General features: G+C 62.2%; 14 protein-coding genes and 1 tRNA gene. 6 read left to right on the top strand and 9 right to left on the bottom strand.

All coding sequences use genetic code 11. From position 1 onward, the window contains the following. From K288_RS0135065 to K288_RS0135055, 3 genes are all read right to left on the bottom strand, one after another. A partial coding sequence (locus K288_RS0135065) for a transposase (RefSeq protein ID WP_043161512.1) occupies window positions 1-211 on the bottom strand: 211 nt, incomplete at its 3' end. Between the two features lie 79 nt (window positions 212-290). Continuing rightward, entirely contained in the window at window positions 291-1,262 is a 972-nt protein-coding gene (locus tag K288_RS47435) for an amidohydrolase family protein (protein ID WP_084799957.1), read from the bottom strand. A 92-nt stretch (window positions 1,263-1,354) separates the two neighbouring features. Next, window positions 1,355-2,419, bottom strand: coding sequence for an amidohydrolase family protein (locus tag K288_RS0135055; protein ID WP_027583740.1), 1,065 nt, complete (start codon window positions 2,417-2,419; stop codon window positions 1,355-1,357). Between the two features lie 344 nt (window positions 2,420-2,763). On the opposite strand from K288_RS0135055, the gene K288_RS0135050 reads away from it, so the two are divergent. Continuing rightward, window positions 2,764-3,246 carry a hypothetical protein gene (locus tag K288_RS0135050; RefSeq protein ID WP_027583739.1) on the top strand — a complete coding sequence of 161 codons (483 nt, stop codon included), beginning with the start codon at window positions 2,764-2,766 and terminating at the stop codon, window positions 3,244-3,246. Window positions 3,247-3,386: 140 nt separating this feature from the next. Here K288_RS0135050 and K288_RS47430 read toward each other — a convergent pair whose 3' ends face one another. Then, window positions 3,387-4,124 carry a TonB family protein gene (locus K288_RS47430; RefSeq protein WP_051334899.1) on the bottom strand — a complete coding sequence of 246 codons (738 nt, stop codon included), beginning with the start codon at window positions 4,122-4,124 and terminating at the stop codon, window positions 3,387-3,389. A 199-nt stretch (window positions 4,125-4,323) separates the two neighbouring features. Between K288_RS47430 and K288_RS52880 the strand changes: the two genes are divergently transcribed. After that, window positions 4,324-4,530 (top strand): hypothetical protein, encoded by a 207-nt coding sequence (locus K288_RS52880; RefSeq protein ID WP_152535817.1) that lies wholly within the window; start codon window positions 4,324-4,326, stop codon window positions 4,528-4,530. 254 nt (window positions 4,531-4,784) lie between these two features. After that, window positions 4,785-5,075, top strand: coding sequence for a PilZ domain-containing protein (locus tag K288_RS52875; protein ID WP_152535816.1), 291 nt, complete (start codon window positions 4,785-4,787; stop codon window positions 5,073-5,075). 402 nt (window positions 5,076-5,477) lie between these two features. Here the strand turns inward: K288_RS52875 and K288_RS0135035 are convergent. Both K288_RS0135035 and K288_RS0135030 read right to left on the bottom strand, forming a co-directional pair. Next, window positions 5,478-5,552: transfer RNA gene (locus tag K288_RS0135035), tRNA-Val, on the bottom strand. A gap of 81 nt (window positions 5,553-5,633) precedes the next feature. Beyond that, window positions 5,634-5,993, bottom strand: a complete 360-nt coding sequence (locus K288_RS0135030) for a response regulator (RefSeq protein WP_027583737.1) — start codon at window positions 5,991-5,993, stop codon at window positions 5,634-5,636. 309 nt (window positions 5,994-6,302) lie between these two features. Between K288_RS0135030 and K288_RS0135025 the strand changes: the two genes are divergently transcribed. Continuing rightward, a complete protein-coding gene (locus K288_RS0135025; protein WP_027583736.1) occupies window positions 6,303-7,190 on the top strand; it encodes an N-formylglutamate amidohydrolase in 888 nt (295 codons plus the stop codon). A gap of 139 nt (window positions 7,191-7,329) precedes the next feature. Here the strand turns inward: K288_RS0135025 and K288_RS52870 are convergent, their stop codons facing one another. After that, window positions 7,330-7,557 (bottom strand): hypothetical protein, encoded by a 228-nt coding sequence (locus tag K288_RS52870; protein ID WP_152535815.1) that lies wholly within the window; start codon window positions 7,555-7,557, stop codon window positions 7,330-7,332. Between the two features lie 124 nt (window positions 7,558-7,681). Between K288_RS52870 and hisN the strand changes: the two genes are divergently transcribed. Continuing rightward, on the top strand, window positions 7,682-8,461 hold the full coding sequence (hisN, locus tag K288_RS0135015; RefSeq protein WP_027583735.1) for a histidinol-phosphatase: 780 nt from the start codon (window positions 7,682-7,684) through the stop codon (window positions 8,459-8,461). Window positions 8,462-8,573: 112 nt separating this feature from the next. Here hisN and K288_RS0135010 read toward each other — a convergent pair whose 3' ends face one another. Continuing rightward, on the bottom strand, window positions 8,574-9,464 hold the full coding sequence (locus tag K288_RS0135010) for a LysR substrate-binding domain-containing protein (RefSeq protein WP_027583734.1): 891 nt from the start codon (window positions 9,462-9,464) through the stop codon (window positions 8,574-8,576). 89 nt (window positions 9,465-9,553) lie between these two features. Between K288_RS0135010 and K288_RS0135005 the strand changes: the two genes are divergently transcribed. Then, the gene (locus K288_RS0135005; protein WP_027583733.1) at window positions 9,554-10,306 is read left to right on the top strand and encodes a sulfite exporter TauE/SafE family protein; all 753 of its coding nucleotides are present in this window, start codon (window positions 9,554-9,556) and stop codon (window positions 10,304-10,306) included. A 67-nt stretch (window positions 10,307-10,373) separates the two neighbouring features. Here K288_RS0135005 and K288_RS0135000 read toward each other — a convergent pair whose 3' ends face one another. Then, window positions 10,374-11,009 (bottom strand): LysE family translocator, encoded by a 636-nt coding sequence (locus tag K288_RS0135000; protein WP_027583732.1) that lies wholly within the window; start codon window positions 11,007-11,009, stop codon window positions 10,374-10,376. Between the last annotated feature and the right edge of the window lie 125 nt (window positions 11,010-11,134).

Genomic DNA, 11,134 nt, shown 5'->3' with positions numbered 1-11,134 from the left:
GGCCATCCCCGTTCTGAAGTTGTCGCTTGGCCACCCACTTGCGCAGCAGGTTCGCGTTCACGCCGTGTTGCAACGCCAGCCCCGCCAGCGACACGCCAGGCTGCAGACAGGCCTCGACCAGTCGCTGTTTGCTGGCCGGATCATAGCGACGCCGGCCATTGCGCAACACGCCGACCGTCTCAAGTCTCAAAGGTTCTTCTGGAGTGATCATCGATGGTGTCCACCTCGCTCATGGTGGACGCCTCATCCCATCCCCGCGCTCAACTGCATAGGTGCGTAGAAAGGAGCGCTTACGATGACGTGACCAAGGAGTGCCTGGGCGCTATTCCGGATACGTCGATCGGCTGGGTCGTGAACCAGAAATGCTGCTTCACATATTCGCTCGGCTTCTGCTTCAGATGCGGCACCTCGCTGCGGAAGCGCTCGAAATGCTGGTCCATCCGCCAGGTCGTCGACGGGATCCAGCCGAAGCCGCCCTCGATGAACACGATCTTCAATTTGGGAAAGCGCTCCGGCACGCCTTCGAGCACCAGGCTCGTCAATTGCGCCGCCACCGTATGCGCGTTCGACTGGTGCTCCTCGCAATAATAGGACGGCCAGCCGCCGCCGGTCGGCGCGTGCCCGCCATAGCCGCCGACATGGATGCCGAGCGGCAGATCAAGCTCCTGCGCCTGCGCATAGATCGGCCAGTAGCGGCGGCGGCCGAGCGGCTCGTTGGCGCGTGGCGAGACGTTGATCTGGATGTACTCGCCGGTCCTGGCGCAGCGTTCGATCTCCTCGATCGCAAGCTGGGTGTCGTCCTGCCCGACCAGGATCGACGCCTTCAGACGGGGATCGCGGTGCGACCAGAAGGCGAGCTGCCAGTCATTGATGGCGCGCTGGATCGCGGCGCCGAATTCGAGGTTCTGCTGCGAGAAGATGAAGAGATCGAGCACCTGCAGGATGCCAAACTCGACATCGAGCGGATCGAGATGCTGCTTGCGCATGAAATCGAGATCGGAGCCAGGCGGCCCGCCGGTCGGCGGCCACGCATCGCGCCGCGCGATCAGCGGCGAGGAGCGCGGATAGGGCGTGGTGCCGATATAGGGCGTACGCAGATGGCTGCCATAGGTCTTCAAATGCTCCTGCCAGCGCTTCGGCAGAAACTCGTTGAGGTCGCTATGCGCCTGGATGCTCGGATGGATGTCGCAATCGATAATGCGCAAGCGCGTCGCGGCGGTATTTTCCTGGTCGAGGATGGGGCGGTCGATGACCTCACTCATGCGATCCTCCTTTATTTTTGAAGCATGATCTCTGCCGAAATGCTTCGCATTTGTCGCGAGGAAAACCGGTTCCACTTTTCCGGATCATGCTCTTACGCGTCCAGCTTGAGGCGCGGAAAGGTTTCGAGCGGATTGTCCGCGCACATGCGAGCGACAACGCTCTTCGGCAGGTTCGGCGGAATCGGATCGTCGCCGTCGAACTGCCAGTGCGGATAGTCGGAGGCGAACAGGAACATCTTGTCGGAACCGATCTGGTCGATGATGTCGGCAACACCGGCCGCATCGGGCGGCGCGTCGAACGGCTGCATGGTGACGCGGACATGGTCGCGGATGATCGCAGCGGGCTCGCGCTCGACCCAGGGCACCTCGACGCGCACGCCGCGCCAGGTCTTGTTGGCGCGCCACATGAAAGCGGGCAGCCAGCTCACGCCCGATTCCATCAGCACCACTTTCAACTCCGGGAACTTGCCGAACACGCCCTCATAGATCAGGCTCAGCACCTGCGCCTGGAACGCCTGCGCTTCCGCAAGATAATATTCGTAGCGATAGGACGGCCACCCGATCGAACCTGGCGCGCCCCGATACTGGCTGCCGGCATGGATCGCGAGCGGCAGCTTGTATTTTTCCGCGGCCTGATAGACCGGCCAGTAATGCCGCCGGCCAAGCAGCATCTCGCCCTGCGACAGCACCAGGATGGAGACGAAACGATTGTCGGCCGCACGGCGTTCGATCTCCTCGATTGCCAGATCCGGCGCCTGCATCGGCACCACGATCGAGGCGCGCAGCCGCTTGTCGCGGTCAAGCCATTCGGCGGCGATCCAGTCGTTGATCGCCTTGCAGAAGCCGGCCGCCATATAGGGGTCGAACACGGCTTGCGCGCCGTAGACCACGTTGCAGATCGCGTGACTCGCGCCGAGCTGATCGAACGCGCCGCGCTGCACCATGGCAAGATCGCTGCCGGGCTTCTTGCCATCAGCCGGCCGCCAGTCAGCGCGGCCGGAGAGCGGCATGGACGGCGGATAGGAATTGAGATCGAGCCCGTCGATCGCGCGGCTCACGACCTGCTCTTTCCAATGATCGTCGAGATAGGGCAGCAGCGTGGTGCGCGTTCCGCCCACCGCGGGATGGATGTCGCAGTCGATCCGCGTGCCGGCCATGGCGTTTCCCGTTGGTCGTTCTTGTTGTTTGGCGATCTTAGAGCATGATCCGGAAAAATGGAGACCGGTTTTCCGAAAAGGATCATGCTCAAACAAAGAGCCAGAGCGGGACGACGATTTCGAGGAAAAGTCGTCACGCTCCAGTGTCGCGAACATCAATGTGACGCCTATTCCGGGCTGGTGCAAGGCTCTGGTCGCGGGGCCGCTCTGCCCTCACAGCACAGCGGCCGCTGCCGCGACTGCCGGCATGTCGATATGGCGCGCGGGAAAGATCACCAACTGGCAAGATTCCCTGTGCTACGTAGGTGGAGGCAAAGTCGATCACCGACCGGGAGACAGCAACGATGCGCGCGGGACCATTGGCAGCTCTCACCTTCTTTCTTGCGATCAACGACGCCAGCGCGGCGCCGGCAAACTCCGCGTCAGGTTCGACCGCACTGGCGCTCGCCGCCGTGGTCGCGCAATACGCGCCGATCGCCGCTGCACCCAAGCGCACCGTCGCTTCCTTCTTCAAGGGCGACACCAATTTTCCCTATGGCGGAAAGATCTCCGTCACCGCCGACAAGATCGTCTGCCGCACCAGCAATGTCGACATCACGTCGCGCTCCTGCGACATCACCTTCAAGATCGCCAAGCGCGCGCTGAAAGGCCGCGACGCCAACGAATTGTTTGCAACAATGCTGATGGCGGGCGTCCCCGCCGAGGGCGCGGCCGGATCGAACATCGCCGGCCTGTCGAACCTGAACTGCACGCTCGATCCCAAGGTGATCAAGCAAAAGGCGGGTGGCGGCGTCGACTGCACCTTCGGGCCGGGCAATCAGCCGTAGAGTATGATGCGATTTGATTGAATTGATCGCGGACTGGCTTCACTTCTCCCGCAAGCGGGAGAGGAAGCGTAGCTTCGCCGCGGCTGCATTTGAACCTAGTCGGATCATGATAGATCGCAGGGAAAATACGGGGAGCCGCCTCAGGGTGGATCGAAGGCAAGTTGAACCTCGATACTGAGGCGATCCGGAAGTCCGGCCGGGATGGATGGAAGGGGTTGCGCCCTCTTGATGGTCTCGATCGCCTCGGTATCGAGCAATGTCTGGCCGGAGCTCGTCTTCACCCAAACACCCAACAGGCGCCCTTTCCGGTCGATCGAGAAGAACGTTTGGACCGTGCCTTGAAGCCTGTTGTGGGCCGCCGCGGGATATCGCTGAAACCTTGCGATGTGCTTGAGCAGGCTTTGCTGAAACTTCACCAGCGCATTGTTCGGCACCACATTCGTCATGGTCGAAGGACGTGAGATGCTGGGGACGCTGGGGCTGGTTTCAACAGGCAGGGACGCCCGCTCGGGCGACTTGACCACAACCTCATCCTTCGCCCGATCATCCGTCTGTTCGGCGTCGGGATTTGAATGGGCTACATTTGCCGTCGTCGCCTGCGAAGGCGTATCGATGGGGATCGGTGTCTGCTCGATTTGAGGAACCAAGCGCACCTGTATCGTGGATGTCGGTCCTTGATCGACGGATGATGCGGTCGGCTGTCGTACCTTGATCCAATAGACGCCGCCGGCAAACAACAGCACCGCCAGAGCCGGGATGATGACGAGACGCGCCACTTCCGCGTTGGACCACGCGGCAGGGTCTCCCGCAGTGAGCGCAGCCTTGATCCGGTCCGCCTCCCTCTCGGGCAACGGATCATCTGAACCGTCCATCTTCATGTGGCGGGCGCTTTCGCCGCGATAGCAATTCTGGTCGGTACAGACATCTCTGGAGAAGGCCAGTCAGGTCATTCGAGGCGCGCCGAGCCCCTCAGCCAAGCACAATGGCCATCTCTCTATATAGGATTTGTGACATGTCTCTAAAACGGCTGGCGCCGGACCGAGACAGGCCGTCAAATGAGATGGAACTGGCTCGCGCGTGTCAGCTCACCGCTCCGACCGCCTGCTCCGCACGGTTCCGCATCGTGAAGCGGTCGGTAATTTCTGCGACATGACTGAAGCCAACGTGATCGTCACCATTCAAACCAAGATCAGCCGGACTGCCCCGGCGCGAGCTGTCGGGATCACGCCGGGGCCGCCTTGCCTCTCCCGGCCGACCACGGGGGCTGTGGCGCTCGTGGTGTGATCGGCGAGAAGTAGCACCGCAAATAAGCACAACCTTTACGTGATCGTCAGTGCACTTTGTGCCAAAGCGCAAAGGCAGAAAATGTCAGGCGCTACGCGGATATGCCGTTTGTGCCATCTCGCGCGCGCGTTCTTCGCGTCGTCCGTTAACCATAGGGACACAAGCGCGCACGTTAGGACAGCCGTACTGGTGGAAAGTTGTAGCGTTCACGGACTTCAATTGCTGATATTTTTTATCGATTGGAGCGTCCGGTCATGATTGAACGTCGTGCCCTAGAACGTATTCAGTTGAACCAGCTCGCATTGCTTTCCTTTAGTGGAATTCAGGGAGTTCATCCCTGCCTGGTAAGAAATCTCCATATGCGCGGCGCTGGTTTGTACTCGAATTCATTTCACTTCTTCGCCAACGACTTCCTCATGTCGTTCGACGGCTTCAGATCGAGCACGCATTGCCACGTCGTCTGGAGGCGAGGCGACGAATGCGGCGTCGTGTTTCCGTCAGGGTATCTCCACAGCGAGCTTGAGATCCTGTCGGCACACGCGTGAAGACGCGCTTCCCAGCACGACGCCGCTGCAAGGCGCGGGAGAATCGTAGGATGGGTAGAGCGCAGCGAAACCCATCATTTGCGTAGCCGCCCCATCGCGATGGGTTTCGCTGCGCTCTACCCATCCTACGAACCGGATCGTCCGCAGGAGCCCGTCATAGGACGATAGAGCCACAGCTATCTGACAATTAAAGCGGATACCCAACCAGCTCCGGCAGTCCGTCTTCGCTTTCACTGCGTTCAAGCGACGCCGGACACGCTCCGTCCTGGCGCTCCGCATGGCTGCGCCACGCAGCCCTCAAGGAACGAAGAAGTGGCTTGCCGAGCCGTAGCTCGCGGACACAAGCCCGCCTGCGCCCGTTGGGCTTCGGCGCGGCAGCCTTCTCGCTTCGCGAGCGAAGGCTGGTGGGCGCGACAGGGATCGAACCTGTGACCCCTACCATGTCAAGGTAGTGCTCTCCCGCTGAGCTACGCGCCCGAAAAATCGGCTGGGTCGGGTCCCTATAACGGACCCCAGGCGGGCAGGCAAGGATGCTTGGGGGCGAATCTTGGCCGCGGGTCAGGCCGCCAGCATCTTGTTAACTTCGCTGACCAATTCGCGCAGGTGAACGGGCTTGGCCAGCACCTTGGCGTTCTTGGGCGCCTCCGAATCGGAGTTCAGGGCGACGGCGGCGAAGCCGGTGATGAACATGATCTTGATGTCGGGATCGAGTTCCGAGGCACGGCGGGCGAGCTCAATGCCGTCCATCTCCGGCATCACGATGTCGGTCAGCAGCATCTCGAACGGCTCCTCGCGCAGCCTCTGATAGGCCGACATGCCGTTGTCATGCGGGGAGACCTGGAATCCGGCGTTTTCGAGCGCCTTGACCAGGAAGCGGCGCATATCGTTGTCGTCTTCGGCGAGGAGGATTTTGGGCATGGCGTTGATTTCGTCGAATCCCGGCTTGGGAGGATCGGTCCGTACACTAAGCCCGATAGTCGGTAAATTTCGAGTGAAAGTTGACCCGGCGTGACCGACCGGATGCTTAGCTGGTTGTGGACCCGAATGCCGCGCGAATCAATCACGTCGGGCGTTACCTCTTCTTAAGAGACATTCCAGCCCGGCTCACGATTTTTTTCGCTTGGCAGAAGGGTTGTGATTACCGAAAATGACCGCACATAAATCCTCCGTTTTTCCGGCAGAATCGTGCTGGAAGCCCCAGCGGAATTGAAGGGACGGCGCCGGACGATGAGCACGCCTGACGGTGAATTGCCGCCTCCGTTCGAGATCGTCGAGCCCGTCAACTGGCGGGCGCCGATCATCTTTAACTCGCCGCATTCGGGCTCGGTCTATCCGGCCGAATTTCTCAACGCCTCCAGGATCGATCTGACGTCGCTCAGGCGCTCAGAAGACTCGTTCATGGACGAGTTGATCGAGGGCTTGAGCGCGCGCGGCTTTCCGGTCGTGCGGGTGCACTTCCCGCGCTCCTATGTCGACGTGAACCGCGAGCCCTACGAGCTCGACCCGCGCATGTTCACAGGCCGGCTCCCGAGCTTTGCCAATACGCGCTCGATGCGGGTCGCCGGCGGGCTTGGCACGATCCCGCGCGTCGTCGGCGACGGCCAGGAGATCTATCGCGAAAGGCTCAATGTCGACGAGGCGTTGTCGCGGATCGAGGCGCTCTACAAGCCCTATCACCGGGCGCTGCGGCGGCTGATCAACAAGGCGCACCAGGCGTTTGGAACCGTTGTTGTGGTCGACTGCCACTCGATGCCGTCGATCGGGGTGTCGCGGGACGAGCCGCGGCGGCCCGACATCGTGATTGGCGACCGCTACGGCACAAGCTGCGCGCCGATGCTGCCCGACGTGGTCGAAGACGTCATGAACGGGCTCGGCTATTCGATCGGCCGCAACAAGCCCTATGCCGGCGGGTTCATCACCGAGCACTACGGCAACCCGGCGAGCGGGCTGCATACCGTTCAGCTCGAGCTCAACCGCGCGGTCTATATGGATGAGCGGAGGCGCGAGCGCGGGCCGCGCTTTGCGCAGGTGGTTGCCGATTTTGCGACCTTGGCGCAGGCCCTCGCGGAAGTCCCGCTCGGCGATCTCGGCCCGTTCCAGGCAGCGGCGGAATAAGCGCTCGTCGTCATCTCGGGCATGCAACCCCGGAATGACGGAGCAAAACAACTTCCAAAGAAAAAAGGGCCGCTTGAATGAACAAGCGGCCCAAGTCTAGGGAGGAAACGCCCAAGGAGGGCAGCGATAGCGCGAGGCGCTACCGCACCGCAACAATATGCGGCCGCGTCGCACAAAACGCAAGCGGTTTTAGATTCATTTCCCATGCATTATCCGCAGGGCTTGCAGACCAGCAACACAGGGCTAAACTCGAATTTTGTCGTTTCGTTTCAATATGTTCTTGAAGAAATGAATTATTAATACCGTCTTTGAGGGCAATCTCTCGATTTCGTGATTGCACCCGGTACCAAAATTCATAGCGGCGCACGGCGTCCCTCCGGCATTCAAAATGCCAGCGACAAACCTCGTCAATGTCGGTGCGGATCAGCCCGGATTGAGCTAGGCAGTAGTGCTGAACTCGCCAGTTCGCATCGCGCCCTTAAGGAACAGCCGTGCCGGTCATTGATTTCACTGCCTTCATCGGCCGCCTCGCGACCGCCGCCGGCGAAACCATCCTGCCGTTCTTCCGCACCTCGCTCTCAATCGACAACAAGAGCGTCAACGAGTTCGATCCCGTGACCGAAGCCGACCGCGCGGCGGAGGCGGTGATGCGGCGGTTGATCAAGGCTAACTTCCCCCAGCACGGCATCGTCGGCGAGGAATTCGGCAATGAGCGCGAGGACGCCGAATATGTCTGGGTGCTCGATCCGATCGACGGCACCAAGTCATTCATCGGCGGCTTTCCGATCTGGGGCACGCTGATCGCGCTCTTGCACAAGGGCACGCCGGTGTTCGGGATGATGCATCAGCCCTATATCGGCGAGCGGTTTTCCGGCGACAACGGTTCGGCACAATATTCCGGCCCGTCCGGCGAGCGGCGGCTATCGGTCCGGCGCTGCGCGTCGTTGAAGGAGGCAACCGCCTACACCACGAGTCCGCTGTTGATGAATGCTGCCGACCGGACATGCTTTGGACGGATCGAGAACGCCGCCAAGCTCACGCGCTATGGCGGCGACTGCTACTCCTACTGCATGCTGGCCGCCGGCCATCTCGATCTCGTGGTCGAGACCGAGCTCAAGCCGTATGACATCGCCGGCCTGATCCCGATCGTTACCGGCGCCGGCGGCGTCGTCACCACCTGGGAAGGCAAGCCGGCGCAGAGCGGCGGCCGCATCATCGCCGCCGGCGACCCGCGAGTGCACGAAGCGGCGATGAAACTGCTCAATGGTTGAGCTAGAGCGTTTTCGCGCGAAGTGGACACCGGTTCGCATGAAGAAAACGCGTCAAAACAAGAATCTAGAGCTTCGGTTCTGATTCCATCAGAACCGAAGCTCTGGCGGCCTATCACGGCGCTGCCCTGCGCAGATAGTCGACGAGCAGCTTCGCCGGACGCGGCAGTGCCTTGAAGCTGCGGGCGCAGATGGTGAGTTTGCGGTCGGCCCAGGAGTCGCGCAGCCGGATCGAGGCGATCGGCATCGACCGGGCGCAGCGCCGGGCGGCCGCCTCCGGGATCACGGCGATACCGACATCGGCGGCGACCATCTGGCAGATCGCGTCGAAATCGCGCAGGCGCGCCCGGAACCGGAGTCGGGCGCCGAGCCGGGCGGCATGCTTTGCGATGTGAGCCTGCAGCGCGGTCGAGGCGGTCAACCCGACGAAGTCATAACCGGTCACGTCCTGGAAATCGATCTGGCGGCGGCCTGCGAGATCGCTGCGGCGCGAGGCCACCAGCGTCAGGCGGTCCTCGCTGAACAGGAAGCGCTCGACGCTTTCGGGCAGCGCATGCTCGGCGGCGAAGCCGAGATCCGCAGCACCGGTCGCGATCGCGGCCGCGATGTCGGCGCTCTCGCGCTCCTCGACGTCGACATTGATGTCGGGGTGCTCACGCAGGAAGGCGGCGAGCGCCCGCGGCAGATGCTCCGACAGGCCGGAGGTGTTGGCGAGCAGCAGCACGCTCGCCCTGACGCCGCTGGCATAGGCGGCAAGGTCGCCGCGCAGCGCCTCGACATTGTGGATCACGATCCGCGCATGATCGAGCAGGCTTTCGCCGGCGGCGGTCAACTCGACGCCGCGGCGGCCGCGCTTGAGCAGGGACACGCCAAGCGCAGCCTCGAGCCCCTTGATCCGTTCGCTGGCGGACGCAAGCGCCAGATGAACGCGGGAGGCGCCATTGGTGATGCTGCGCGTCTCCGCCACCGCGATGAAGAGCTGCAGATCGACCAGGTCGAAGCGCAAATCAAGCTCCGTTTATCTTCGGAGAAGCCGAAGGCACTCTCCGTAATCTCCAGATTGTGCCGCTTCCGCCGATCGGTCAATGTGCCCCCATGTTCGACTCGCTCCTGATCCTGATCGCCTTCGCCTTCCTGCTCGCCGGTTTCGTCAAGGGAACGCTCGGGCTTGGCCTGCCGACGGTTTCCATGGGGCTGCTGGCGGTGACGATGCCGCCGGCTCAGGCGATCTCGATCGTGATCGTGCCGGCGATCGTCACCAACATCTGGCAGACCTTCGTCGGCTCTTACCTGCGCGACATCCTCAAGCGGCTCTGGCCGCTGATGATCGGCACCGTGGTCGGCATCTGGCTGAACCGCGGGCTGCTGACCGGACCTTATGCGCCCTATGGCACCGTCGTGCTCGGTCTCCTGCTCGTCATCTATGCGGTGGTGGGCCTCAGCCGCTTCAGCTTCAAGGTCGGCCGGCGCGACGAGAAATGGATCGGCGGCATCGTCGGCGTCGTGACCGGGGTGATCTCGGCGGCGACCGGCGTGCAGGTGATCCCGTCGATGCCATTCATGCAGGCGATCGGCATGGAGAAGGACGAATTGGTGCAGGCGCTCGGCGTCTTCTTCACGACCGCAACCATCGCCCTCGCCTTCAATCTCACCGCCGCCGGCGTGTTGACCGCTGCGACCGCACTACCGGGCGCGGTAGCAATGGCGGCGTCCTTCATCGGCATGTTCATCGGGCAGGCGGTGCGCTCACGGCTGCAGCCCGAGGCGTTCCGCCGCTGGTTCCTGATCGCGATGATCCTGCTCGGGGTCTACCTCGCCGGCAGCGCACTCGTGAAGATCCACGGCTGAACCTAGATATTCTTGTCTTGACGCGTTTTCTTCACGCGAACCGGCATCCACTTCGCTCGAAAACGCTCTAACGCGCTTCCAGCATCGCCACACGGAAGCCGAGATAGACGAACAGCCCGCCGAGGGTGCGGTTGATCCAGGCGATCACGCCGCTGGAGCGGCGGATCCGGATCGCCGCCCGCGCCGCAAAGCCCGCGACACCAAGGCACCACAGCGTGCCGTTGAAGACGAAGATCGCGCCGAGCAGTAGGAAGGCGGCGGTCTTGTGCGGCGAATCAGCCGCCACGAACTGCGGCAGGAAGGCGAGAAAGAACAGCGCCACCTTCGGATTGAGCGCATTGGTCAGCGCGCCCTGCCAGAAGACCCGGCGCAGCGTCGGCGCCTCACCCTGAAGGGTGACATCCGCGATCGGGCGCTGGCGTGACAGCAGCATCTGGACGCCCGTGAACAGGAGATAGGCCGCGCCGACCCATTTGAGGGTGGTAAAGGCCACAGAGGAGGTCATCAGCAGCGCCGAAAGCCCGATCGCCGCGCCGAAGACATGAAAAAGGCAGCCGCAGCTGATGCCGAGCGCGGCCGCCGCGCCGCCTCGCCATCCGAGTTGCATGCTCCTGCCGATGATGTAGGCGGTGTCCGGCCCCGGCGTGACGTTAAGCAGCAGCCCCGAAAGGATGAAAAGCCATATTTCGTGAATTCCGAGCATCGTCGTCATCTCTCACGCGGGCGTTGGCCAACTGACAAGAAGAGCTGTCCACCATTATTTCCACGACACAAAAATCGTGCAGCTAATATTTCCGGGGTGGTCCGCTGCCAATTCCGGAACGTTTG

This window comes from Bradyrhizobium sp. Ai1a-2 (genome assembly GCF_000426245.1).
Classification (GTDB): domain Bacteria; phylum Pseudomonadota; class Alphaproteobacteria; order Rhizobiales; family Xanthobacteraceae; genus Bradyrhizobium.
The sequence above is the reverse complement of the archived record's forward strand: the minus strand, read 5'-3'. Positions and strand labels throughout refer to the sequence as shown.

Excerpts from the sequence above, each read along its gene's own strand:
- K288_RS0135050 (WP_027583739.1), top strand. The coding sequence starts at position 2,764 with ATGCGCGCGGGACCATTGGCAGCTCTCACCTTCTTTCTTGCGATCAAC.
- K288_RS47435 (WP_084799957.1), bottom strand. The coding sequence starts at position 1,262 with ATGAGTGAGGTCATCGACCGCCCCATCCTCGACCAGGAAAATACCGCC.
- K288_RS0135025 (WP_027583736.1), top strand. The coding sequence starts at position 6,303 with ATGAGCACGCCTGACGGTGAATTGCCGCCTCCGTTCGAGATCGTCGAG.
- K288_RS0135005 (WP_027583733.1), top strand. The coding sequence starts at position 9,554 with ATGTTCGACTCGCTCCTGATCCTGATCGCCTTCGCCTTCCTGCTCGCC.
- K288_RS0135000 (WP_027583732.1), bottom strand. The coding sequence starts at position 11,009 with ATGCTCGGAATTCACGAAATATGGCTTTTCATCCTTTCGGGGCTGCTG.
- K288_RS52875 (WP_152535816.1), top strand. The coding sequence starts at position 4,785 with ATGATTGAACGTCGTGCCCTAGAACGTATTCAGTTGAACCAGCTCGCA.
- K288_RS0135030 (WP_027583737.1), bottom strand. The coding sequence starts at position 5,993 with ATGCCCAAAATCCTCCTCGCCGAAGACGACAACGATATGCGCCGCTTC.
- K288_RS47430 (WP_051334899.1), bottom strand. The coding sequence starts at position 4,124 with ATGAAGATGGACGGTTCAGATGATCCGTTGCCCGAGAGGGAGGCGGAC.
- K288_RS0135055 (WP_027583740.1), bottom strand. The coding sequence starts at position 2,419 with ATGGCCGGCACGCGGATCGACTGCGACATCCATCCCGCGGTGGGCGGA.